Here is a 22,829-nt window from a genome sequence, read left to right on the forward strand (position 1 = left end):
CCATCCTCACGTATCGGCCACACCATCGAAATCCAGCCACACGTAGCCGTATCCGGGGGATACGGCGACGGGTTCGTCACGGGGTGTGCTCCGGCGCGTTCGGTCCGTATTCGCCCGTTGCGAGTGCGTCACCGGGCATTCATTGGCCGGTTTCCGGTTCAGGCCAATGGGGCATCCACACCGTGGCGTGGGGCAAAGGAGGTCTCGGGGGTGGCGTTGGTGGTGGCACAGGAGGTGCCCACGTCGTCGAGCATGGCCGTACCCCATGGCCCTGCGGGCGTGGGCAAGGCGAGGCACCGCATGCGCGATCAGCTGCGCACCGGCGGTGTATCGGAATCGGTCATCGACGATGCCGTACTTATCCTTTCCGAACTTTTGAGCAATGCCTGCAAGCACGGGCGGCCCCTGGGGGACGCCCTGGCCGGTGACGGGGACGTCCGGGCCGCGTGGCGCGTGGACGCGCGCGGCAGACTGGTCGTCGAGGTGACGGACGGCGGCGGGCCCACCCGCCCGGCTCCGATGACCCCGTCGGTCACGGCGCACGGCGGCCGCGGGCTGAACATCATCACGGCCCTGTCCGACGACTGGGGCGTCCGGGACGACGCCCGGGGCGAGGTGACGGTCTGGGTCGTGATCCACAAGGGCGTGGTCGATCCCGACGGCCCGGTCCGCCGCGACGCCTTCGCTACGCGCGTCATGGCACCCGCTGCGGCGGAACTGGCCGGCCTGGACTTCGCCGACGCGTTCGACGACCTCGACTGACCGGAACGGTGCGTTCGGCACCGGGTCCGACCGCACCGACGCGTTCACCGACCCCGACCGACCGCACCGTCGCCTTCACGACAGCGACCGACCGCACCGCCGCGTCCGCCGACCCCGACGCCGACCCCCACCGACCGCACCGACCCGTCCGGCGGTGCCCGCGCCGCGGCTCCGTCCACAGGTACCCGTGGCCCGGGGCGCGAACGGCTAGGCTCCCGCCCGTACGAGACGAGCCGTAACCGGGAGACACCCAGATGGCCAAGAAGCGCCCCCAGACAAAGGCCACGCGGCCGCAGCTCAGCGATGCAGCCAAGGCCGGCGGCACTGGAGACTTTCCGGTCGTCGGCGCCCGCGAGCCCTGCCCCTGCGGCAGCGGCCGGCGCTACAAGGCGTGCCACGGCCGGGCGGCCTCGCACGCGGCGACCGAGCTGGTGCACCGCCCGTTCGAAGGGCTGGCCGGCGAGGGCGACTGGGTGGCACTGCGCGAGCTGGTCCCCGCCGCCACGGTCGAACTGGCCCTGAAGGACGGCCTGCCCGAGGGTGTTCCCTCGGTCACACTGGCGACGGTGCTGCCGATGGCCTGGCCCGCGCTGCGCCGCGAGGACGGCACCGTCCTCCTCGGCCTACAGAACGACACGTCGTCCGGCGACATCAGCCGCGACCTCGCCGACACCCTCCAGCGTGCCCTGGCCGCCGAGCCGGGCACTCCGGTGCAGGGCCGCCGGGCGCCCGCCGACAGCCCCCGGCTGCAGGATCTCCTCGACCCCGAGGGCGCGTTCGAGCCCGTCGTGCACGACGGTTTCGAGTTCTGGGTGCAGGACGCGGAGAACGCCACCGCGGAGGTCGCCGCCTCCCTGGAGCGGGCCAACGCGGCCGCCATCCCCACGGTGAAGCTGACCGGCGTCGAGTCCGCCTACTGGTGCGAGACGCCGGACAAGAACCACCTGCGGTGGGTCATGCCGTATCCCGAGGAGCAGCTTCTGGACGCTCTCGCGCGGCTGCACGCGGCGGGCAGGTCCGGTCTCGGCGAGGGGACCCGGCTGGTCGGTTCCTTCCGCGCCCACGGCCTCACCGTGCCGGTCTGGGACCTGCCGAGCGGGATCGGCGCGGAGGACGTCGAGAAGCCAGCCGCCGAGTTCGCCGAGCGCCTCACGGCTGCGCTGGCCTCGGAGGCACCGCTCACGGCGGACGAGCGTCGGGCCCGCGGCGGGCTGACCAACCGGCAGGTCACGCTCAGCTGACGATCAAGGGAGCGGAGGGACGCGGCTGACCGACCGGTCAGCCGCTCCGAGCCCGTGCGCAGGGGTGACTCCGGTCACAACTTCCGTACGCAGCAAGCAGATACGTGTCCGAATAGCCGAGACCGAATTTGCGAACCGCCGATCTCTTGTTACCGTCTCAGTAGCCCGGTTGCTGGTGCATCCCCCGTCGCCAGCAACCGGGCCTTTCCATGCCCGGCTCCGGTGTACGAACCGACGGGATACGTCAACTCCCGTCAGTGGCAGCGGAGTTGCCTTCGTCGCCCGCGGAGTTGTTCTCGTCGCCCGCGGTGTTGCTGGCGCTGCGCAGCAGCAGCGGTCCGTCGTCGTCGCGCGCCGCGAACTCCGTGACAGCCGTGTAGGCGTCCAGCGAGCCCCGCGTGTGCTCCCGGGGCGTCTCACAGGTGGCGGGGTCGTCGGCGGCGTCCGCGGCGCAGTGCGTCTGCACGGTGCGGCCCTGCGGGCCCATCAGGCTCAGCACCGACTCCAGGTCCGCCCCGGTGGCGTTGCGGTAGTAGGTGCGCGCCCAGGTGTCCGCGCCCTGGGCCATCACGCAGGTCTGCGCCTCCACCCCGCCGGGGGAGGTGAGTTCGGGACCGCAGCGGGCGGCCGTGGCCAGGCCGAGGCCGAGCGTCTTCGGAGAGCGGGCGGGCGCCGGCAGCTTCTCGTCGTCGCTCCGGGCCGGGTGTCCGGCGGCCTCGCCCACCTGCCCCGCGGACGCCACGGTCAGCGGCAGCGCGACCGCGCACACCATCACCCCCGCGAGGGCGAGCAGACGGAGTCGGGGGTCCGGGGGTTGCCCCCCAGAATTACGCAGCATGAGCGGAAGATAACCAGCGAGGCGCGAGAAGCGGCGCTCTCGCGCCCGACACCCTTACAACTCGGGTGCGCTCACACCCGTACGGGTGAGGGCGTCGACCACGGCGTCCACCACGGCCTCCACATCGGGCACCCACGGCTTGGCCGAACCGGGCAGCGGAGCACGCTCCCAGCGGATGCCGCCCTGGCCGGTCTCGGACGGCGGCAGGGCCAGATAGCCGCCCTCACCGTGGAAGCGGAGCGAGCCGGGGACGAAGTCCTTGGCGTACAGCAGCTCGCCCAACTGCTCCATGGAGTACGGCTTGACCAGCAGCGCCCAGCGGGTGGGCGACGCGACCACCGGGCCCAGGCGCATGCCGCGGCGGTCGAGCAGGGTGAGCGCATGGGAGGCGGCGAGGGCGGGCAGACTGACCGCGCAAGGCGCCTTGCCGGCGGCTCCGGTGGCGAGGACGACCGGCGCGGCCGGCCGGTTGCCCCACCACCAGCGCACCATGCGCTCGTCGGTGGTGGCGGCGAGCAGACCGGGATCGAAGGGGTGCGCACCGGGCACCGTGCACTCCGGGTCTGGACAGGCGCAGCGGGCCCGGCCCTGCGGGTCCGGAGCCACGCCGGGGAGCACGGGCCACTGCCATTCCGTGGCGAAGGTCAGGGCCGCGCCGAGAAGCTCAGACCCCTTGTCTTTCCGCCTGGACAGGAGCCTGCGTCGCCTTCCGAGGATCTCGCGCATGAGCGCTCGTTCCTTTCCGTTGCACCGCTGGCAACACCGTGGACCACATCACGTCATGTGTCGATCACTTCACTGTGCGTACCTGTTGGCGCATCACACCCCTGCGCTGGCAAGGGGAACCCCAGGGGGTCGAGCCGGGGGCCGCGCCGGCATCCACATACTGCGTCCATCAAAAGCACGGCCACGGCGTGGGGGTGGCGAAGTCTGGCGTTTTGCCGTTCCGAGTGTTTCTCTCCGCCGCCGCCACGGGAGGATGGGGCACGGTCGTCGGTGGTTAAGACGCCCGGGTCCGTCGCCAGGTTCCGGGTGATCCCCAACCACCCCTGGCCTTCTCCGAGTACGTACCCATCACGACCGCTGTGACGCTCCGTGGAGCAAGGCCAGTCGACCGCAATGAACCGTTGCCCGAGTCAGTTTTAAGCCAACTTCGCTTTTGTGCAAGCCGTCCGGGAGAAGTCACCGCAAGGCTCGTGGACACCAGGAATCCCGGCAGGACAATGCTGGACATCCCCTCACGAGTGCGTGTACATGTGGAGCCACCGCCGGTGGCGCAGGAAGACATGGGGGTTTGCGATGCTTCTGAGCAATACGCACAGGTCTGAAAGCCGGACGCGATGAACGCCCCGCACCCTCCGAAAGTGGCTGGAATCGATTCAACGGTGCCCACGCCCGCACACACTGTCGCACCGGTCTCCCCCGCCCCGGGCGCCCCTCCCGTTCCGAAGCCCCCCGCCGCACCGGCACCCGGCACCGTCCTCCAGGACCGTCTGGCCGGCTGGGTCTCCGACCTCACCACCCTCCACGAACTGACGGAACGGCTGGCCCGCACCGCCGCACTTGAGCCCGCGCTCCACGAACTGCTGCGCGCCGGTGCCGCCCTGGTGGGCGCCCGGCGCGGACTCGTGGCGCTGGAGCCGGCCGACGGCCTCGGTCCGCACACCACGCTCGGTCTCGGACTCGGCCGCGCGGACCTCGGCCACCTGGAGACCGTCCCGGCGGGCGCGCTGCCGTACGACACGGGCACCGCCGCCGAGATCGTGCACCCCGACCTGTTCGCCGAGGACGGCCTCGACCCCCGCCACCGCGAGGTCGCCGCCCGGCTCGGCTACGCCGCCAGCTACGCGCTGCCGCTGACCACCGACGCGACCGCCCGCCTGGGCGCCGTCCTGTGGCTGTACGACGGCCCCGCCGAGCCGGACGATCGCCAGCGCCATCTCGTCGGCCTGTACGTCCGCTTCGCCGCCGAGCACTTGGCGCGGCTGCTGGAGGTCGAGCGCACGCGCGCGTGCATGGCGACCATCGCCGAGGAACTGCTCCCCTCCCGGCTGCCCCGGGTGGCCGGGGTCCAGCTCGCCGCCCGGCACCGCACCGGACCGCGCGGCGGCGGCGACTGGTACGACGCACTGCCGCTGCCGGACGCCGCACTCGGCCTCGCCGTCGGCTCGGTCACCGGCTCCGGGCCCAGCGCGGTGGCCGCGATGGGCCGGCTGCGGGCGTCCCTGCGGGCGTACGCCGTGATGGAGGGCGAGGACCCGGTCGCGGTCCTGTCCGACCTCGAACTGCTGCTGCGGCTGACCGAACCGGCCCGCTCCGCCACCGCCCTGTTCGCCTACGTCGAGCCCGCGCTGCGCAAGGTCACCCTGGCCGGCGCCGGGCACAGCCCGCCGCTGCTGATCGGGGAGCGCCGCACCGAGTTCGCCGAGACGTCGGTCTCGGCGCCGCTCGGGATGCTGGCCTGCTGGGAGGCGCCCAGCGTGGAGATCGAGGCCGCGGCCGGGGAGACCGTGCTCTTCTACACCGACGGCCTGCTGCACCGCACCGGCGACCCCATGGACCGCGCCTTCGCCCGGCTGCACACGGCCGCCGCGAGCGTCCCGCGCGCGCTGCGCCACGACCCCGGGGCGATCGCCGACCACGTGCTGCGCACGGTGCTGCCGGACGGACTGGACTCGGCCGACGGCGCGGAGGACGTGGTCCTGCTCGCCGCCCGTTTTGACTGATCGGTCAGTCAAAAGGCCAGGTCACCCCGTAAGGCACCGTCCGGCCCTGGGTCACCGTTCAGTACGACCGTACGATGGACGCGATTCAGTGCAGTGTCGAGGAGGATGACCGTGGCCGACGAGCTCAACCCGGAGACCCCGGAGACCGAGCAGGAAGAGCCGATCAAGCAGCGCAAGAACGGCCTGTACCCGGGCGTGTCCGACGAGCTCGCCGAGAGCATGAAGTCCGGCTGGGCCGACACGGAACTGCGCGACCTCAAGCCCGTCGAGCAGGCCGGGCACACCGCCCGCCGCCGCGCCGAGCTGTCCGCCCGCTTCCCGGGCGAGCGCCTGGTGATCCCGGCCGGCAACCTGAAGACCCGCTCGAACGACACGGACTACCCGTTCCGTGCGTCGGTCGAGTACGTCTACCTCACCGGCAACCAGACCGAGGACGGCGTACTCGTCCTGGAGCCGAAGGACGACGGCCACGTGGCCACCGTCTACCTGCTGCCCCGCTCCGACCGCGAGAACGGCGAGTTCTGGCTCTCCGGGCAGGGCGAGCTGTGGGTGGGCCGCCGCCACTCCCTGACCGAGTCCGAGGCGCTCTACGGCATCCCCGCCGCCGACGTCCGCGAACTCGCCGACGCGCTGCGCGAGGCCACCGGCCCGGTGCGCGTCGTGCGCGGGTACGACGCCGGCATCGAGGCCGCGCTGACCGACAAGGTCACCGGCGAGCGCGACGAGGAACTGCGCGTCTTCCTCTCCGAGGCGCGGCTGGTCAAGGACGAGTGGGAGGTCGGCGAGCTGCAGAAGGCCGTCGACTCCACGGTCCGCGGCTTCGAGGACGTGGTGAAGGTCCTCGACAAGGCCGAGGCCACCTCGGAGCGCTACATCGAGGGCACGTTCTTCCTCCGCGCGCGCGTGGAGGGCAACGACATCGGCTACGGCTCCATCTGCGCCGCCGGCCCGCACGCCTGCACGCTGCACTGGGTCCGCAACGACGGCCCGGTGCGCTCGGGCGACCTGCTCCTCCTGGACGCCGGCGTGGAGACGCACAGCCTCTACACCGCCGACGTCACGCGCACGCTGCCGGTCAACGGCACGTACAGCGAGGTGCAGAAGAGGGTCTACGACGCGGTGTACGACGCCCAGGAGGCCGGCATCGCCGCGGTGCAGCCGGGCGCCAAGTACCGCGACTTCCACGACGCCGCGCAGCGGGTGCTGACCGAGCGGCTCGTGGCGTGGGGGCTCGTGGAGGGCCCGGTGGAGCGGGTGCTGGAGCTCGGGCTGCAGCGCCGGTGGACGCTGCACGGGACGGGCCACATGCTCGGCCTGGACGTCCACGACTGCGCCGCCGCGCGGACCGAGACGTACGTGGAGGGCGTCCTCGAACCGGGGATGGTGCTCACCGTCGAGCCGGGCCTGTACTTCCAGGCCGACGACATGACCGTGCCCGAGGAGTACCGCGGGATCGGCGTCCGGATCGAGGACGACATCCTCGTGACGGCCGACGGGAACCGGAACCTCAGCGCGGGCCTGCCCCGGCGCTCGGACGAGGTCGAGGCGTGGATGGGCTCGCTCAAGGGCTGACGCGCGCGCCGAACGGCCGGGCACCCGATGGGTGCCCGGCCGTCGTCGTTTTCGGCGGGCGAGGGCTGTGCGCGGGTGCGGTCACGCGGTCACAGGGCCGGATCACGGTCGTGCAGGACCCGCTGGAACAGCCTGCTGTCCCGCCATTCTCCATTGATGTGGAGATACTGCGGCGCATCGCCGATCGTCTCGAATCCGCATTTCTTCAGCACGCGTTGCGACGTCGTGTTGTCGATGAGGGTGGAGGCCTCGATCCGGTGCAGCCCCAGGTCGTCCCTGGCGATCTCGCACACTCGCTCCAGGGCGGCGCTGGCGAGCCCGCGGCCCGTCTGGTCACCGGCCACCCAGTAGCCGACGTACGCACTGCAGAAAGGCCCGAGGGAAATTCCGGAAAGGGTGATCGCGCCGACGATCCCGCGGTCCGGCGCGGTCTCCATGACCCAGGGGACCATGATCCCGTCGGCGGCCTGTCGCAGCAGGCCATCGATGCGTTCGGTCTGGCCCTCGACGGTGAAGAAGGAGTCGGGTCTGAGCGGCTCCCAGGGTTCGAGATGCTTTCGGTTCCCGGCGTACGCGGCGGACAGCGGTTTCGCGTCGCCGACGGCAATGGGACGCAATATCACGCCGGGCAGGATTGCCTTTTCTTTAATCTTTTCGAGAATCATGCGCGCACCTTAGCGCGCGGGTTATCCGGGAGGGAGAGTCACGCCGAAAGCAGAGAAGGATCTTTGGTCCACTTGAGGATCTTGTCGAAGCTGACGACCGTGCCGTCGCGACCCGGTTTGTTGCCGATGTGGACGTGATCGGCGAGTTCCCTGATCAGACAGAGCCCTCTGCCGTGCTCGGCGTCGGGACGGGCGGGCCTGATCTCCTGGGTGCGGGTGAACCCCGGCCCGAGCCCCGGCCCCGAGTCGGTCACCTCGATACGGCACTTCTCGCCGTCCAGGTAGGCGGTGACCCGGTACGCCTCCGAGGGGCGGTCCGCCCCGCCGTGCTCGACGGCGTTCGCGCAGGCCTCACTGAGGGCGACGGAGAGGTCGTAGGAGATCTCGGGATCGACGCCCGCCGTCTCCATCGTGCCGATCAGCAACCGCCGGGCGAGCGGGACGCTCGCGGCCTCACGCCGCAGATGGAGTGACCACCAGATGCTCATGCTCCAGCCTCCTGGCCGCGGCTCGACATACCGATACCTATTGCCACCCGTGCGCGCGTGTAAGCACTCCGTTGATGTGAGAACGCCCATCCGGAGGATGCGCCCGGGGAGGTTTCGGTGTATGTGCGGGTGGTTCGCGGCAAGGGCGATCTTCCGCTTCTTCCACTCCTTTCACCTGTAACCGAATCTTGCGGACCTGCCGTACGACGGGCGGGGGCCCAGTGCGATGATGAGCCCGCCATGAACGCCCCCCACCCGCGCGCGGCGCGCACCGGAAGAGGACTGCGGCTCCTGCGGGCCGTGGTGTTCGCCGCGCTCTGCGTCGTGCTGGCGGCGGCGGGGCACGCCCTGGCGTCCTGCGCGACCGTTCCGCTGTGGACGCTCGGCGCGGGCTTCCTGGGCACCCTGGCGCTCGTCGTCCCGCTCACCGGGCGGGCCCGCACGCTGCCGGGGATCGTGGCGCTCCTGACGCTCGTGCAGGCCACGCTGCACACGCTGTTCGGGCTCGGGCAGCACGGCGCCGCGGCGATGTCCGCGGGCTCGGCGTCGTCGATGACGTCGATGACGTCGATGACGTCGATGTCCTCGATGCCGGGCATGTCGGCGACCGACGCCTCGCTGGTCGAGCGGGCCGCGCGACTGGTGTGCGGGGCCGGGGCGGCGCAGCTCAGCCCCGCCCACGCCTACAAGATCCTCTCCGACGCGCACCTCAGCACGGCCGCCCCCGGTCCGGGCACGGGCACGGTGGCGGACGCCGCCGGGGCCTCCGGCCCGATGCTGCCCTCCGTGCCCATGCTGCTCGGGCACCTCCTCGCGGCCGTGATCGCCGGGTGGCTGCTGCGCCGGGGCGACCTGGCGCTGCTGCGGCTCATCGACCTGTCGACGCACGGAGTCGCCGAGGGAGCGCTCGTCCGTGCCCTGCGCGGGGCGCTCGCGCTGGCGTGCGCTCTGCGCGCCGGACTCGTGGCCGTACCCGAGGCACCCGTCCACGGCCGCCGCGCCACCTGGGCCGAGCCGCCCGCGCCGCACACCGTCGCACTCCAGCACTTTGTGATCCGGCGCGGTCCGCCCGCGGACGCCGCCGAACTCGTTCTCGCCGCCTGACGCGACGCGACCAGAGCACTTCCCGGGACCTGTCCGGTCCGGAAGGCCTGCCGCCGTCGCGCGGCACGCGCGCGTGCCCGCACTTCCCGCTGCCCGCGCGCCCTTTCGACGACAGAACTCACTCAGAGTGGAGTGCTCCCCGCCATGAAGGCTTTCCGTGCCATGAAGGCTTCCCGTCTCGCCGCCGTCACCGCTGTCGCGGGCACGGCCGTCCTGGCCGTCTCCTCGCCCGCGTTCGCCCACGTCAGCGTGCAGCCCGAGGGCACCGCCGCCAAGGGCGGTTACGCGGTCATCGACTTCAAGGTCCCCAACGAGCGCGACAACGCCTCGACGACCAAGGTCGAGGTCACCTTCCCCGCCGACCACCCGCTCGCCTCCGTCATGCCGCAGCCGATGGCCGGCTGGAAGATCGAGGTCACCAAGGCCAAGCTCGCCAAGCCGATGGAGATGCACGGCGAGAAGATCTCCGAGGCGGTCACCAAGGTCACCTGGACCGCCGAGGACAAGGGCGTCGAGCCCGGCTACTTCCAGAAGTTCCCGCTCTCGGTCGGCGCCCTGCCCGAGAACACCGACGAGCTGATCTTCAAGGCGATCCAGACGTACTCCAACAAGGAGGTCGTCCGCTGGATCGAGGTCCAGCAGAAGGGCCAGGAGGAACCCGAGAACCCGGCGCCGACGCTCGCGCTGTCCGCCGCCACCGACGACCACCACGCAACCGCCGCCGAGGACACCGCGGCCAAGACCGAGACCACGGCCTCCGACGACTCCGGTGCCACGGGCGGCAGTGACACCACCGCCCGCGTCCTCGGTGTCGTCGGCATCGTGGTCGGCGCGGCCGGGGTCGCCTACGGCGCCCTCGCCGGCCGCCGCCGGTCCACCGGCTCCGAGGCCTGAGCTCCACGTCCGTAACGCGCACAGGGGGCCGTGCGAGGCTGTCGAGGCTCCGACAGCTTCGTACGCCCCGGTAGCCCTCGTACGCCCCCGGTGCGCGCCGGATCTCTCACATCTGGGACATTTTCCTATGCGCAAGAAGACGTTCGCCGCGGCCGCGCTGCTCGCCGCCGCCACTCTCACCCTCTCCGCCTGCGGCAGCGGCGACGACGCCAAGTCACCCGTCACCGTGGTCGCCGGAGACACCTCGAACAAGGCCGCGACCGTCCTGGACCAGCCGTTCACGAAGCCCGACCTGGTCCTCACCGACACCCACGGCAAGAAGTACGACCTGCGGGCCGAGACCAAGGGCAGGCCGACGCTCGTCTACTTCGGCTACACGCACTGCCCTGACGTCTGCCCGCTGACCATGAACAACCTCGCGGTCGCGAAGAAGGCGCTGCCCAAGGCGGACCAGGAGAAGCTGCGGGTCGTGTTCGTCACCACCGACCCGGGCCGCGACACCCCGGCCGAACTCGGCAAGTGGCTCAAGGGCATCGACCCCGAGTTCATCGGCCTGACCGGCGACTTCCCCACCATCCAGGCCGGTGCCCGCAGCATCGGCATCTCCATCGAGCCGACCCACAAGGACAAGAAGACCGGCAAGACCGTCTCGGTGCACGGCACCCAGGTCATGGCGTTCTCCCCGAAGACCGACGGCGGGTACGTCCTCTACGGCGAGAACGCCACGGTCGACGACTACACCAAGGACCTCCCCAAGCTGATCAAGGGGGAGAACCCGTGAGGCGTCCGGTCCTGAGGCTCCCGGCGCCGACCGGACGGCGGCTCGCCCTGACCGGCGTGGCCACGACCGGCATAGCCCTGACGAGCGCGCTGCTCCTCGCGGGCTGCGGCGGCTCGGACACCGCCTCGGGAACCGACCTGTCCGTCGGCGCCTCTTACATGCCCCAGCCGGTCTCCGCCGACATGGCCGCCGGCTTCCTGACGATCACCAACAGGAGCGGCACCGAGGACGAACTGACGTCCGTCACCAGCGACTCCGCGGGCCAGGTCACCCTGCACGAGACCACCGGCGGGGCGATGGAGCAGGTCAGCTCCTTCGAGGTGCCCGCCCACGGTCAACTCGTGTTCAAGAGCGGTGGCAACCATCTGATGTTCGAGAAGCTGAAGCGCCGCCCGGAGCAGGGCGACACGATCACCTTGAAACTGAAGTTCGCCAAATCCGGTCCGCTCACCGTCGAGATGCCGGTGAAGTCCGCCACGTACAACCCGTCGACCGGACACTGAGGGAGGGACCGACCTTGACCCGGACCATCACCCCCCGCCTGCGCACGCTGGTGCTGCTGTTCCTCGCCGTCACCGGCGCGCTGCTGGCGGGCGCCGGACCGGCCTCCGCGCACGCCGCGCTGACCGGCAGCGACCCCGCCCAGGGGGTGGTGGTCCCGAAGGCACCCGACCAGGTCTCGCTCACGTTCTCCGAGAACGTGTCGACGAACGACGACTCGATCAGGGTCCTCGACCCGCAGGGCAAGCGGGTCGACCTGGGCAAGCCGAACAACCTGACCGGGACGAGCTACGGCGTCCAGCTCAAGAGCGGCCTCGGCAAGGGCACGTACACCGTCGCCTGGCAGGTCGTCTCGGCGGACAGCCACCCCGTCGCCGGCGCCTACACCTTCTCCGTCGGCGCCCCCTCCGCGACCGTCGCCTCGGTCGGGGACCAGAACGCGGGCGGCGGAGCGGTCGGCTGGCTCTACGGCTTCGGGCGGTACATGTCCTACGCCGGGTACATCGTGCTCGTCGGCGGCGCCGCCTTCGTGCTCGCCTGCTGGCAGCGCGGCGCCGGGGTGCAGGCCCTGCAGCGGCTGGTCGTCGGCGGCTGGCTGACGCTCACCGCGGCCACCCTCTGGCTGCTGCTGCTGCGCGGCTCGTACACCACCTCCGGCAGCTTCGGCGACATCGTCGACCTCGACCTGCTCGGCCAGGTCCTGCAGACCAAGACCGGCGCCGCCCTGGTCTCCCGGCTGCTGCTGCTCGCGGCCGCCGCGCTGTTCATCGCCGTCCTCTTCGGGACCTACGACAAGCGCGAGGAGGGCGCGGACAAGCGCGACCTGACCTTCGGCCTCGCCATCGGCGGAACCGTCGTGGCCGCCGGGCTCGCGGCGAGCTGGGCCATGGCCGAGCACGCCTCCACCGGGCTCCAGCCGGGCATCGCGATGCCGGTCGACGTCCTGCACCTGCTGGCCGTCGCCACCTGGCTGGGCGGCCTGGCCGCGCTGCTGGTCGCCCTCTACCGGGCCCCGGCCGACATCCCCGTCGACTCCACCGCGGTCCGCCGCTTCTCCCGCGTGGCCTTCGGGAGCGTGGTGGCGCTGGTCGGCACCGGCGTCTACCAGTCCTGGCGGCAGCTGGGCTCCTGGTCGGCCTTCACCGACACCGCCTACGGACAGCTGCTGCTGGTCAAGATCGCCTTGGTGGCGCTCCTGGTCGGCATCGCCTCCGTCTCCCGGCGCTGGACGGGACGGCTCGCGGCCACGGCCGTGGCGAGGACCGACGAGGACGACGCGACGACGACGGACTCGGCCCGGACCGAGAGCGAGGCCGATGTCGATGTCGAGGCCAATGTCGACGCCTCGGTGGAGGCGGAGGAGGAGAGGGAGACCGTCAAGGCGTCCGCCGCCACCAAGCAGGCGGCCGGCACGGCGGACACGGCCGTGGGCACCGGCGCCCCCGCCCGTGACGAGACGGCGGACCCGGACCGCGCGGCCCAGCTGGCCAGGCAGCAGGCCGCCAAGGACGCCGCCCGGCAGAAGCGCGTGCGGGACGCCGATCCGAACCGCTTCGGCCTGCGCCGCTCGGTGCTCGCCGAGGCCGGGGTCGCGGTCGTCCTGCTCGCGGTCACGACCGTGCTGACGCAGACCGAACCGGGCCGCACCGAGCAGGACGCCAAGGCCGCGGCGGCGTCCTCCTCGTCGTCCTCGGCGTCGAGTTCCTCCGGGGGCGCGCTGACCCTCGACATGTCGTTCGACACCGGCGGCACGGACGGCAAGGGCGTCGTCCGCGTCGACCTCGACCCCGCGGCCGTGGGCCTCAACGAGATGCACGTATACGTCCAGCGCCCCAACGGCCGGGCCTTCGACATCCCCGAGGTGAAGGTCGCCTTCACGCTCGCCGCCAAGAAGATCGGCCCGCTTCCCGTCGCCCCCGACCACGTCACCACCGGGCACTGGGCCGCCGACGGCGTGCAGATCCCGATGGCCGGCGACTGGCAGGTCTCGGTGACCGTGCGGACCTCCGACATCGACCAGGTGACCGTCTCCAAGAACGCGCAGATCGGCTGAACCGCACCATGGCTGAACCATCCCAGTCCCTCCGCCCGCCGGTCACCGGGGAGAGCCCGCCGGCCGCGGGCCTCAGCCGGCGCGCGCTGCTCGGCTCCGCCGGGGCCGGCGGCCTCGTGCTCGGCGCTGCGGGCGCGGGCGTCGGCTACGCGGCCGCACCCGCGCAGGCCACTCCGCTGACCTCGGTGGGTTCCGACCGCGCGATGTTTCACGGGAAACATCAGCCCGGCATCACCGAGGGTCTCCAGGCGCGCGGCCATCTCGTCGCCTTCGACCTGGCGGCGGGCGCGGGCCGCAAGGAGGCCGCCGCGCTGCTGCGCCGCTGGTCGACGACGGCCGAGCGGCTGATGGCGGGCGAGGCGATGACGCAGGACGACACGGACGTGGCCCGTGACGCCGGTCCCTCGTCGCTGACCGTCACCTTCGGCTTCGGCAACAGCTTCTTTTCCCGCACCGGCCTGGAGAAGCAGCGCCCGTCCGCCCTGGACCCGCTGCCCGACTTCTCCTCCGACCACCTCGACCCGTCCCGCAGCAACGGCGACCTGTGGGTGCAGATCGGGGCCGACGACGCCCTGGTCGCCTTCCACGCGCTGCGCGCCGTCCAGAAGGACGCGGGCAGCGCCGCCCGGGTGCGCTGGCAGATGAACGGCTTCAACCGCAGCCCGGGTGCCACCGGCCGTCCCATGACGGCCCGCAACCTCATGGGCCAGCTCGACGGCACGCGCAATCCGAAGCCGACGGAGTCCGACTTCGACCGGCGGATCTTCGTGCCGTCCTCCGGTTCCCCCGGCCCGGCCTGGATGGCGAACGGCTCCTACGCCGTGGTCCGCCGCATCCGCATGCTCCTCGACGACTGGGAGAAGCTGTCGCTCGCGGACCAGGAGAACGTCGTCGGACGCAGGAAGTCGAACGGGGCACCGCTGTCCGGAGGGTCCGAGACCACCGCGATGGACCTGGAGAAGGCCAGGTCCGACGGCGAGTACGTGGTCCCGCTGAACGCCCACGCCCGGATCACCCGGCCCGACCAGAACGGCGGCGCGGCCATCCTGCGGCGCCCGTTCTCGTACCACGACGGCATCGACGCGGACGGTACGCCGGACGCGGGACTGCTCTTCGTCTGCTGGCAGGCGGATCCGCTGCGCGGGTTCGTGCCGGTGCAGCGGAAGCTGGACCGCGGGGACGCGCTCTCGCAGTACATCCGGCACGAGGCGAGCGGACTGTTCGCGGTGCCGGGCGGGGCGGCCGCCGGGGAGTACGTGGGGCAGCGGCTGCTGGAGGGCTGAGGCGGCCCGGCGTTGCGCTTCCGGGTTTCAAACCACCCGGTCGAGTGGATCCGATGGATACGGGCGGCCCTTGCTCCCCTGCGCCCATTAGGGTGAGGGCATGCCAGCGAGCTATGCGTATCTCGGTCCCGAAGGCACCTTCACCGAAGTCGCCCTGCGCACGCTTCCGGAGACGGCCACCCGGGAGCTCGTCCCCTACGTCTCCGTGCAGTCCGCGCTGGACGCGGTACGCGTCGGCGAGGCCGAGGCCGCGTTCGTGCCGATCGAGAACTCCGTCGAGGGCGGGGTCACCACGACCCTCGACGAGCTGGTCGCGGGCGAGCCGCTGACGATCTACCGCGAGGTGCTGCTGTCGATCACCTTCGCGCTGCTGGTCCGGCCGGGCACCAAGATGTCCGACATCAAGACGGTGACCGCGCATCCGGTCGCCCAGCCGCAGGTCCGCAACTGGCTGCGGACCCACCTGCCCAACGCCCTGTGGGAGTCCGCCGCCTCGAACGCGGACGGCGCCCGGCTGGTGCAGGAGGGCCGGTACGACGCCGCGTTCGCCGGCGAGTTCGCGGCCGAGCGGTACGGCCTGGAGGCCCTGGAGACCGAGATCCACGACGCGCAGAACGCGCAGACCCGGTTCGTCCTGGTCGGCCGTCCGGCCCGGCCCGCGGCCCCGACCGGCGCGGACAAGACCTCGGTCGTGCTCTGGCAGAACGACGACCACCCCGGCGGTCTGCGCGATCTGCTCGGCGAGTTCGCCACCCGGGGGATCAACCTCATGCTGCTGCAGTCCCGGCCCACCGGCGCGGGCATCGGCAACTACTGCTTCTGCGTCGACGCCGAGGGCCACATCTCCGACCGCCGGGTGGCGGAGGCCCTGATGGGGCTGAAGCGGATCTGCCGCCAGGTGCGGTTCCTCGGCTCGTACCCGCGTGCGGACATCAGGCCGGGAGAGACGGCCGGACCGACCCGTCCGGGGACGTCGGACGCGGAGTTCATGGCGGCCTCGGACTGGGTGGCGCGCTGCCAGGACGGCCGCTTCTAACCGGCCATACGTCCATATCTTCGTTATCCACAGGAGTTATCCACAGGTCCTCAACTCGACCTGGGGACAAGTCGACAGGAACGCCTGACCCTGTCGACAAATCGGCCCACAGCCCACCGGCGGGCCGGTGATCACCCACATCACCCTTCGTCCACTCGTTTCCCATGGTTCATCTTTTGGAGCGACGCCTTTCCACTCGAAAGTGGGTGTTGTCCAGGTTTGGATGGGGAATTCCCTTCTTCGCGGACCGGCCACGGAGTGATCAATTCCGGAGTCCACACGTCGTCCACACACCCTGTGGATAACTCTCCGGAGGGTGTGGATCCCTGTGGACAACCGATCCCCAAATCCCGTTCTCCACAAGGGAATCAAGTCAACCGCGGGCCGTCGGCGTGCCCCGTCCCAGGGAGTGAGACACTTTTTATTGACACGCTCGGCAATTCCCTCATAGCGGAACGTAAGCCGCGATTCGGAACACGGGTCCATAGTGATTAGTGGGGGGCAACCCCGCACCGGTAGCCTTGGCCCCGTGATTGACCTACGTCTGCTCCGTGAGGACCCCGACCGTGTGCGCGCGTCCCAGCGCGCCCGTGGAGAGGACGTCGCCCTCGTCGACGCCCTCCTCTCCGCCGACGAGCGGCGCAGGTCCTCCGGCGTCCGCTTCGACGAGCTGCGCAACGAACAGAAGCAGCTCGGCAAGCTCATCCCGAAGGCCTCCGCCGACGAGAAGGCCGAGCTGCTGAAGCAGGCCGAGCAGCTGAAGGCGGACGTCAAGAGCGCCGACGCCGAGCGCGACGCGGCCGACGCCGAGACCCAAGAGCTGCTGCTCAGGCTCGGCAACCTCGTCCACCCCGACGTGCCCGTCGGCGGCGAGGAGGACTTCGTCACGCTGGAGACGCACGGCACGATCCGCGACTTCGGCGCCGAGGGCTTCGAGCCCAAGGACCACCTGGAGCTCGGCCAGCTGCTCGGCGCGATCGACGTCGAGCGCGGCGCCAAGGTCTCCGGCTCCCGCTTCTACTTCCTGACCGGTGTCGGCGCCCTCCTGGAGCTGGCGCTGGTCAACGCGGCGATCGCACAGGCCACCGAGGCCGGCTTCACGCCGATGCTGACCCCGGCGCTGGTCCGGCCGCAGTCCATGGCGGGCACCGGCTTCCTCGGCCAGGCGGCCCAGGACGTCTACCACCTGGACAAGGACGACCTCTACCTGGTCGGCACGTCCGAGGTGGCCCTCGCCGCCTACCACATGGACGAGATCATCGACGCGGAGCGGCTGCCGCTGCGCTACGCCGGCTTCTCGCCCTGCTTCCGCCGTGAGGCCGGTTCGCACGGCAAGGACACCAAGGGCATCTTCCGCGTCCACCAGTTCGACAAGGTCGAGATGTTCTCCTACGTCGCCCCCGAGGACTCGGAGGCGGAGCACCAGCGTCTGCTGGCCTGGGAGAAGCAGTGGCTGACCTCGCTGGAGCTGCCGTTCCGCGTGATCGACGTCGCCACCGGCGACCTCGGCTCCTCCGCGGCCCGCAAGTTCGACTGCGAGGCGTGGATCCCGACGCAGGGCAAGTACCGCGAGCTGACGTCGACCTCGGACTGCACCGAGTTCCAGTCCCGCCGGCTGTCGATCCGCGTCCGTGACGGCAAGCAGATCAAGCCGCTGGCCACGCTGAACGGCACGCTGTGCGCCGTACCGCGGACGATCGTGGCCATCCTGGAGAACCACCAGCTGCCCGACGGTTCGGTCCGGGTCCCCGAGGTGCTGCGCCCGTACCTGGGCGGCCGGGAGGTCCTGGAGCCGGTGTCCCGGTGAGCTTCCCCTACGGGCTCATCGCCACCGACCTCGACGGAACCCTGCTCGGCGCCGGTGAGTCGATCTCGCGGCGCACCCGTGACGCGCTCGCCGCGGCCACCGCGGCGGGCGCCGCGCACATCGTCGTCACCGGCCGTGCCGTCCCCTGGACCCGGCACATCCTGGACGACCTCGGCTACCACGGCCTCGCCGTGTGCGGTCAGGGCGCGCAGGTGTACGACGCCGGGTCGCACCGCCTGCTGACGTCCGTGACCCTGGACCGTCAGCTGGCCGGGGTCGCGCTGGCGAAGATCGAGGCGGAGGCCGGTCCGCTGTACCTCGCCGCGAGCCGTGACGGCCTCGACGGCGAGGTGCTGGTGGGTCCCGGCTACGCGGTGACCGGCACGCTCCCCTCGACGCCGCTGACGGACGTGGCGGACCTCTGGGCGGCGCCGCTGAACAAGATCTACATCCAGCACCCGCGGCTCTCCGACGACGAGCTGGCCGAGGTCGCCCGGCGGGCGGCCGGCGGTTTCGTCACGGTGGCCATGGCGGGCGAGGGAATCGTGGAGCTGCTGCCGCTGGGGCTGTCGAAGGCGACCGGCCTGTCGCTGGCCGCGCGGCGGCTCGGGCTGAAGTCGGGCGACACGATCGCCTTCGGCGACATGCCGAACGACATCCCGATGTTCGCGTGGGCGGCTCGTGGCGTGGCCATGGCCAATGCGCACGAGGAACTGAAGGCGGTGGCCGACGAGGTGACGTCCTCCAACGAGGAGGACGGGATCGCGGTGGTGCTGGAGCGTCTGCTCGGCTGAGCCCTGCCGGGCCGCCGCGGCGGTGCGGAGGATGCACGGATCGAACGTGCGCGGGCTTTCCGGGCCCGACCATGGCTCGCTTTCCTGAAGCACAGGGCGAGCCGGTGCCTTACCACTCGGCCAATCCTCCGGGTGGGCGGCCCACGCGAGAGCGACCATCGCGTGCTCGAAGCGGCCGCCCCGGGCAGCTACCCGGCGATCCGCCGACGGCTGCCCTGACGGGAGCGGGACGTACTGCCGTGCATGGACATCGTCCGGCTCCTCTCCCCGTTCGTGGTGGTACAACGAGTGTGGCCTGGGGCCGAGTCGGCTGCCACCGAATTAACCGGTGGCCGCGGGACCGGCCCCGCGGCCCGGGACCCGCCCGCCGGCCCGCGGTCGAAGACCGCCTACCGGCGCCACCACTTGCGCCGTGCCTTGCTGAAGAACCATCCCGCCGGCGCCCTGTCCGACCGCCACGGCTGCGGTTCCGGCGCCTCCGCGCGCCACTTCGCGGCCAGCATCCGGGCTCGCGCGGACGGCTCCGAGGTCTCGGCCGACCGTATGAACTCCTCGTTCAGGACGACGCCGTCCCAGTCCTCAGCCATCCCCGTTCCTCTCCACAGAGCGCCCTCCTTTGCCCAGTGTGCCTGGGCAAAGGTCAAGCCCCCGTCAGTAAAGCGGGTGTCTACTCCTCGCCCGCCAGCGTCAGCGAGCGCAGCTTCTGGCCGGCGTACCAGGTGGCGAGGACCGTCACCACGACCAGCAGCACCGTGGCCGTCGTCAGGGACACGTCGGACGTGACCAGCTCGCCGCCCGTCACCTTGTGGGCGACCGCCAGGGCCCACTGCTGGACGCTCAGCGTGCGCGCGCCGGGGACCAGGGAGCCGAACAGGGCCTCCCAGACCAGCGCGTAGACGAGACCGAAGACCACCGCGTGCCGGGACACCGTGCCCAGCAGCAGGAAGAGCGCCGCGTAGGCGATCGACGCGACCAGCGCGGCGACGGTGTAGGCGACGGCGATCTGCTGGCCGTTGCCGTTCAGGATGAAGCCGGCGATCAGCGTCGGCAGGGCCGAGAACACCATCGTCACGGCGATCGCCACGATCAGCTTGGTGAGGATGATCGTGGGCCGCTTGATCGGCTTGGACAGCAGGTACACCACCGAGCCGTCGTCGATCTCCGGGCCGATCGCGCCGGTGCCGGCGATGACACCGATGATCGGCACCATGGTCGCGAGCGCGAGGCCGCCGAGCAGGTCGGAGGCGGTCTGGTCGTCCGCTCCCGCCAGGCCGCGGACGACGACGGAGATCGCGATGAGCAGCAGGGGCAGCGCCCCCAGGATGAGGGCCCGGCGGCGGCCGAGCAGGGCTCGATAGGTGAGCCGGGCGACTGTGGGGTCGTACATCTTCGGCCTCCTACGCCGCGACCAGGTAAGAGAACACGGATTCCAGGGACTCGTCGGACGGCGAGACCGTGAGCAGCCGGATGCCGTGGTCGCGGGCGACCTTCGGCAACAGGGCGGTGAACCGGCCGAAGTCGACGGCCTGGATGCGCAACGCGCCCTCGGTGACGTCGACTTCGATGCCCGAGGTCGACGGGTCGGCGATCAGCGCGGCCGCGAGGGCCCGGTCGTCGCTGGAGCGGATCAGGTAGCGGTGCGGGCGGTCGGTCATCAGCCGGCGGATCTTGCGGAAGTCGCCGCTGGCCGCGTGCCGTCCGGCGACCACCACCTCGATGTGCCAGGCGAGTTGCTCGACCTCTTCGAGGATGTGCGAGGAGAACAGCACGGTGCGGCCGTCGTCGCCCATCCGGCGCAGCAGGTCCATCAGCTGCATGCGCTGGCGCGGGTCCATGCCGTTGAAGGGCTCGTCGAGCAGGAGCAGCGAGGGGTCGTGGACCAGGGCGGACGCCATCTTCACGCGCTGGCGCATGCCCTTGGAGTACGTCGAGATCTTGCGGTCCTGCGCATACTCCATCTCGACGGTGGCCAGCGCCTTCTGCGCGGCCTTGGCGCCGAGACCGTGCAACTCGGCGTTGGCGACGACGAACTCGCGGCCGGTGAGGAAGTCGTACATCGCCTCCCGCTCGGGGACGATGCCGATGTGCCGGTAGATGTCCTCGTTGCGCCAGACCGGCTGCCCGTCGAGGGTGACCGTGCCGGTGGAGGGGGCGAGGAAGCCGCCCATCATGTTGATGAGGGTGGACTTCCCGGCGCCGTTGGGGCCGAGCAGGCCGGTGACGCCGGGGCCGATGGTCATGGTGATGTCGTTGACGGCGACCACGTTGCCGAACCAGCGGGAGACGTGGTCGATGGAGAGCGTGGTCACAGTCCCACCTTCTTGTAGCGGCGCAGCAGCAGGCCGTAGCAGGCGGCGATGAGGCCGACGATGACGAGCAGGTACACCGCGCCCTGGGCGTGCGAGGGACCGTCGCCGCCCGGGAAGGTGTTGGTGCCGCCGAGCAGGGCGGTGCTCAGGCCGCCGATCAGGGTGACCGGGGAGAACAGGCCGATCCACGGGACGGCGCCGGTGCTGCCCTGGGCGTCGGCGATGGCCTGGAGGGTGGAGACCGCGCCGTAGGAGATGGTCAGTACGGCGATCACGGCGGCGATGCCGAAGCCGCGGCGCGGCGTGACCGACGCGATGACCAGGCCGATGCCGGCCAGCAGGAGGGACAGCAGGGCCACCGAGAGCAGGCCCTGGCCGAACCCCTCGCTCTGGTGGGCGAAGTCCATCTTGGAGAGCAGGGCGCCCACGTAGAGCACGACCAGCGGGGCGCCGGTGAGGATGAAGAGAGCCGAGGCCAGGGCCGCGAACTTGGCCTGGACGTAGTCTGCGGTCTCGATGGGCCGCGAGAAGTACAGCGGGATGGTCTTGAAGCGCAGGTCGCGGGAGACGGCCTGGGGTGCCTGCGAGGCGACGTACAGGCTGATGACGGCCTGCATGATGATCGCGTAGCGGGTGTAGGACACCGGCAGGTCGTGCGCCTTGGTGGCGACGGCGACCGCGACCATGATGGCCGCCGGCACGCACATCACCGCGAACAGCAGCATCGGCAGCACCTTGGACTTCACCGAGCGGCCGAGGCCGTAGGAGCCGCGCAGCGTCTGCGAGTAGAGGGAGACGCGCGCGTAGGCGCGGCCCAGGCGCGGGCCGTCGTAGCCGCGGTAGCCGATGTCGTGGATCCGGGACTGGTCACCCGCGGGGGTGGCCAGAGGCTGCTCAACCGCCATGGACGGCCGCCTCCTTCCGCTGCTCGTCGCTGCTGGTGAAGACCTCGGAGATGTGGTGTCTGCGCTGCTCCATGCGGACCAGGCCGAGCCCGAGGTCGGCGACGACGTCACGCACCAGGTCGTACGTCTCCTCGCCCTGGGCGGTGAGCAGCAGGATGTGGCCGGCGCCGGGGAGTCCGCCGCCCTCGGCGTTCGTCTCCACCCCGCGCGCGTGCAGCGCCTCGCGCACCGCGCGGGTGCCGTCGGGGTGCTCGTCGCTGTCGGTGACCTCGATCGCGAGGGTGGTCGTGGACTGCGTGAAGTCGGTGGTGGAGCTGGACCGCAGCAGCTTGCCGCCGTCGACGACGACCACGTGGTCGCAGGTGCGTTCCAGCTCGCCGAGCAGGTGCGAGGTGACCAGGACCGAGATGCCGAAGTCGGTGTGGATCCGGCGGATCAGGCCGAGCATCTCGTCACGGCCGACCGGGTCGAGGCCGTTGGTCGGCTCGTCCAGGAAGACCAGCTGCGGGTCGTGGACCAGCGCCTGCGCGAGCTTCACGCGCTGCTTCATGCCGGTCGAGTAGCCGCCGATGGGGCGGTACCGCTCCTCGTAGAGCCCGACATGGCGCAGGGTGTCGGCGGTGCGCTCGCGCGCGGCGGCGGGCGGCAGGCCGGACATGCGGGCCATGTGCACGACGAACTCGGTGGCCGAGACGTCGGGCGGCAGGCAGTCGTGCTCCGGCATGTAGCCCACCCGCTCGCGGATGGCGGCACCCTTGGTCGCCACGTCCAGGCCGAGCACTTCGGCTCGGCCTTCGCTGGCGGGGGACAGACCCAGCAGGATCTTGATCAGGGTGGACTTGCCGGCGCCGTTGGCTCCGACGAGTCCGGTCACACCGGGTCCGATGTCCACGGACAGCCGGTCGAGCGCGGTCACCCGGGGGAACCGCTTGCTCAGGCTTTCGGTCGCGATCACAGTCACGCCATCGAAGGTAGTGACCCGGACCGCCGGGGGTCGTCAGACCCGAGAGCCGTCTTCGGGTCACTCTCGAGTATTACGGGACCCTAGGGGATCCCCTGCCTGAGGGCTA

Annotated in this window: 22 protein-coding genes and 1 tRNA gene; 13 read left to right on the forward strand and 10 right to left on the reverse strand. The window is 71.1% G+C overall.

What is annotated here, in order from left to right:
* Positions 1-123 precede the first annotated feature (123 nt).
* On the forward strand, positions 124-762 hold the full coding sequence (locus ACIQOE_RS24515) for an ATP-binding protein (protein ID WP_351316317.1): 639 nt from the start codon (positions 124-126) through the stop codon (positions 760-762).
* 254 nt (positions 763-1,016) lie between these two features.
* Positions 1,017-2,003: a DUF5926 family protein gene (locus ACIQOE_RS24520; protein ID WP_401413744.1), complete on the forward strand. Its 987-nt coding sequence runs from the start codon at positions 1,017-1,019 to the stop codon at positions 2,001-2,003.
* A gap of 244 nt (positions 2,004-2,247) precedes the next feature.
* Here the strand turns inward: ACIQOE_RS24520 and ACIQOE_RS24525 are convergent, their stop codons facing one another.
* Both ACIQOE_RS24525 and ACIQOE_RS24530 read right to left on the reverse strand, forming a co-directional pair.
* Complete coding sequence (locus ACIQOE_RS24525) at positions 2,248-2,841, reverse strand: hypothetical protein (protein ID WP_401413746.1); 594 nt, start codon at positions 2,839-2,841, stop codon at positions 2,248-2,250.
* A 54-nt stretch (positions 2,842-2,895) separates the two neighbouring features.
* On the reverse strand, positions 2,896-3,567 hold the full coding sequence (locus tag ACIQOE_RS24530; protein ID WP_351316325.1) for a bifunctional DNA primase/polymerase: 672 nt from the start codon (positions 3,565-3,567) through the stop codon (positions 2,896-2,898).
* Between the two features lie 614 nt (positions 3,568-4,181).
* Here ACIQOE_RS24530 and ACIQOE_RS24535 point away from each other — a divergent pair.
* Both ACIQOE_RS24535 and ACIQOE_RS24540 read left to right on the forward strand, forming a co-directional pair.
* Positions 4,182-5,567, forward strand: coding sequence for a PP2C family protein-serine/threonine phosphatase (locus tag ACIQOE_RS24535; RefSeq protein ID WP_365569362.1), 1,386 nt, complete (start codon positions 4,182-4,184; stop codon positions 5,565-5,567).
* Between the two features lie 105 nt (positions 5,568-5,672).
* The gene (locus tag ACIQOE_RS24540) at positions 5,673-7,139 is read left to right on the forward strand and encodes an aminopeptidase P family protein (RefSeq protein ID WP_351316331.1); all 1,467 of its coding nucleotides are present in this window, start codon (positions 5,673-5,675) and stop codon (positions 7,137-7,139) included.
* A gap of 89 nt (positions 7,140-7,228) precedes the next feature.
* Here the strand turns inward: ACIQOE_RS24540 and ACIQOE_RS24545 are convergent, their stop codons facing one another.
* Positions 7,229-7,804 carry a GNAT family N-acetyltransferase gene (locus ACIQOE_RS24545; protein WP_399011876.1) on the reverse strand — a complete coding sequence of 192 codons (576 nt, stop codon included), beginning with the start codon at positions 7,802-7,804 and terminating at the stop codon, positions 7,229-7,231.
* Positions 7,805-7,842: 38 nt separating this feature from the next.
* A complete protein-coding gene (locus tag ACIQOE_RS24550) occupies positions 7,843-8,292 on the reverse strand; it encodes an ATP-binding protein (protein WP_351316337.1) in 450 nt (149 codons plus the stop codon).
* A gap of 240 nt (positions 8,293-8,532) precedes the next feature.
* Between ACIQOE_RS24550 and ACIQOE_RS24555 the strand changes: the two genes are divergently transcribed.
* From ACIQOE_RS24555 to ACIQOE_RS24595, 9 genes are all read left to right on the forward strand, one after another.
* The gene (locus tag ACIQOE_RS24555) at positions 8,533-9,396 is read left to right on the forward strand and encodes a hypothetical protein (RefSeq protein ID WP_401413750.1); all 864 of its coding nucleotides are present in this window, start codon (positions 8,533-8,535) and stop codon (positions 9,394-9,396) included.
* A gap of 162 nt (positions 9,397-9,558) precedes the next feature.
* Positions 9,559-10,290, forward strand: a complete 732-nt coding sequence (locus tag ACIQOE_RS24560; protein WP_401413752.1) for a YcnI family protein — start codon at positions 9,559-9,561, stop codon at positions 10,288-10,290.
* A 127-nt stretch (positions 10,291-10,417) separates the two neighbouring features.
* Positions 10,418-11,071, forward strand: coding sequence for an SCO family protein (locus ACIQOE_RS24565; protein ID WP_351316345.1), 654 nt, complete (start codon positions 10,418-10,420; stop codon positions 11,069-11,071).
* On the forward strand, positions 11,068-11,574 hold the full coding sequence (locus ACIQOE_RS24570) for a copper chaperone PCu(A)C (protein ID WP_399011872.1): 507 nt from the start codon (positions 11,068-11,070) through the stop codon (positions 11,572-11,574). The genes ACIQOE_RS24565 and ACIQOE_RS24570 overlap by 4 nt, the downstream gene beginning before the upstream one ends.
* Positions 11,575-11,588: 14 nt before the next feature.
* Positions 11,589-13,625 (forward strand): copper resistance protein CopC, encoded by a 2,037-nt coding sequence (locus tag ACIQOE_RS24575; RefSeq protein WP_401413754.1) that lies wholly within the window; start codon positions 11,589-11,591, stop codon positions 13,623-13,625.
* 8 nt (positions 13,626-13,633) lie between these two features.
* Positions 13,634-14,908 carry an iron uptake transporter deferrochelatase/peroxidase subunit gene (gene efeB, locus ACIQOE_RS24580; protein WP_401413756.1) on the forward strand — a complete coding sequence of 425 codons (1,275 nt, stop codon included), beginning with the start codon at positions 13,634-13,636 and terminating at the stop codon, positions 14,906-14,908.
* A gap of 100 nt (positions 14,909-15,008) precedes the next feature.
* A complete protein-coding gene (gene pheA / locus ACIQOE_RS24585; protein WP_351316354.1) occupies positions 15,009-15,944 on the forward strand; it encodes a prephenate dehydratase in 936 nt (311 codons plus the stop codon).
* Positions 15,945-16,473: 529 nt separating this feature from the next.
* Entirely contained in the window at positions 16,474-17,751 is a 1,278-nt protein-coding gene (gene serS, locus ACIQOE_RS24590; protein ID WP_351316357.1) for a serine--tRNA ligase, read from the forward strand.
* Positions 17,748-18,545 carry an HAD family hydrolase gene (locus tag ACIQOE_RS24595; protein ID WP_351316360.1) on the forward strand — a complete coding sequence of 266 codons (798 nt, stop codon included), beginning with the start codon at positions 17,748-17,750 and terminating at the stop codon, positions 18,543-18,545. Before serS ends, ACIQOE_RS24595 begins: the two co-directional genes overlap by 4 nt.
* 25 nt (positions 18,546-18,570) lie before the next feature.
* Here the strand turns inward: ACIQOE_RS24595 and ACIQOE_RS24600 are convergent.
* The 6 genes from ACIQOE_RS24600 to ACIQOE_RS24625 form a co-directional block, all read right to left on the reverse strand.
* Positions 18,571-18,675, reverse strand: a tRNA-OTHER gene (locus ACIQOE_RS24600).
* A 259-nt stretch (positions 18,676-18,934) separates the two neighbouring features.
* Positions 18,935-19,132, reverse strand: coding sequence for a hypothetical protein (locus tag ACIQOE_RS24605; RefSeq protein WP_351316362.1), 198 nt, complete (start codon positions 19,130-19,132; stop codon positions 18,935-18,937).
* Positions 19,133-19,212: 80 nt separating this feature from the next.
* Positions 19,213-19,932, reverse strand: coding sequence for an ABC transporter permease (locus ACIQOE_RS24610; RefSeq protein WP_351316365.1), 720 nt, complete (start codon positions 19,930-19,932; stop codon positions 19,213-19,215).
* Between the two features lie 10 nt (positions 19,933-19,942).
* Positions 19,943-20,854 (reverse strand): ABC transporter ATP-binding protein, encoded by a 912-nt coding sequence (locus ACIQOE_RS24615; RefSeq protein ID WP_351316368.1) that lies wholly within the window; start codon positions 20,852-20,854, stop codon positions 19,943-19,945.
* A complete protein-coding gene (locus ACIQOE_RS24620) occupies positions 20,851-21,759 on the reverse strand; it encodes an ABC transporter permease (RefSeq protein ID WP_351934172.1) in 909 nt (302 codons plus the stop codon). The genes ACIQOE_RS24615 and ACIQOE_RS24620 overlap by 4 nt, the downstream gene beginning before the upstream one ends.
* Positions 21,749-22,714 (reverse strand): ABC transporter ATP-binding protein, encoded by a 966-nt coding sequence (locus ACIQOE_RS24625; RefSeq protein ID WP_351317825.1) that lies wholly within the window; start codon positions 22,712-22,714, stop codon positions 21,749-21,751. The genes ACIQOE_RS24620 and ACIQOE_RS24625 overlap by 11 nt, the downstream gene beginning before the upstream one ends.
* Positions 22,715-22,829: the final 115 nt, after the last annotated feature.

The sequence above is a fragment of the Streptomyces sp. NPDC091282 genome, from assembly GCF_044757385.1.
GTDB lineage: Bacteria > Actinomycetota > Actinomycetes > Streptomycetales > Streptomycetaceae > Streptomyces > Streptomyces gramineus.

What these genes read in the sequence shown, in the direction of transcription:
- ACIQOE_RS24535 (WP_365569362.1), top strand. Translation starts at nt 4,182, where the DNA reads ATGAACGCCCCGCACCCTCCGAAAGTGGCTGGAATCGATTCAACGGTG.
- ACIQOE_RS24525 (WP_401413746.1), bottom strand. Translation starts at nt 2,841, where the DNA reads ATGCTGCGTAATTCTGGGGGGCAACCCCCGGACCCCCGACTCCGTCTG.
- ACIQOE_RS24530 (WP_351316325.1), bottom strand. Translation starts at nt 3,567, where the DNA reads ATGCGCGAGATCCTCGGAAGGCGACGCAGGCTCCTGTCCAGGCGGAAA.
- ACIQOE_RS24620 (WP_351934172.1), bottom strand. Translation starts at nt 21,759, where the DNA reads ATGGCGGTTGAGCAGCCTCTGGCCACCCCCGCGGGTGACCAGTCCCGG.
- ACIQOE_RS24550 (WP_351316337.1), bottom strand. Translation starts at nt 8,292, where the DNA reads ATGAGCATCTGGTGGTCACTCCATCTGCGGCGTGAGGCCGCGAGCGTC.
- pheA (WP_351316354.1), top strand. Translation starts at nt 15,009, where the DNA reads ATGCCAGCGAGCTATGCGTATCTCGGTCCCGAAGGCACCTTCACCGAA.
- ACIQOE_RS24565 (WP_351316345.1), top strand. Translation starts at nt 10,418, where the DNA reads ATGCGCAAGAAGACGTTCGCCGCGGCCGCGCTGCTCGCCGCCGCCACT.
- efeB (WP_401413756.1), top strand. Translation starts at nt 13,634, where the DNA reads ATGGCTGAACCATCCCAGTCCCTCCGCCCGCCGGTCACCGGGGAGAGC.
- ACIQOE_RS24610 (WP_351316365.1), bottom strand. Translation starts at nt 19,932, where the DNA reads ATGTACGACCCCACAGTCGCCCGGCTCACCTATCGAGCCCTGCTCGGC.
- ACIQOE_RS24560 (WP_401413752.1), top strand. Translation starts at nt 9,559, where the DNA reads ATGAAGGCTTCCCGTCTCGCCGCCGTCACCGCTGTCGCGGGCACGGCC.
- ACIQOE_RS24520 (WP_401413744.1), top strand. Translation starts at nt 1,017, where the DNA reads ATGGCCAAGAAGCGCCCCCAGACAAAGGCCACGCGGCCGCAGCTCAGC.
- ACIQOE_RS24605 (WP_351316362.1), bottom strand. Translation starts at nt 19,132, where the DNA reads ATGGCTGAGGACTGGGACGGCGTCGTCCTGAACGAGGAGTTCATACGG.
- ACIQOE_RS24555 (WP_401413750.1), top strand. Translation starts at nt 8,533, where the DNA reads ATGAACGCCCCCCACCCGCGCGCGGCGCGCACCGGAAGAGGACTGCGG.
- ACIQOE_RS24540 (WP_351316331.1), top strand. Translation starts at nt 5,673, where the DNA reads ATGACCGTGGCCGACGAGCTCAACCCGGAGACCCCGGAGACCGAGCAG.
- ACIQOE_RS24545 (WP_399011876.1), bottom strand. Translation starts at nt 7,804, where the DNA reads ATGATTCTCGAAAAGATTAAAGAAAAGGCAATCCTGCCCGGCGTGATA.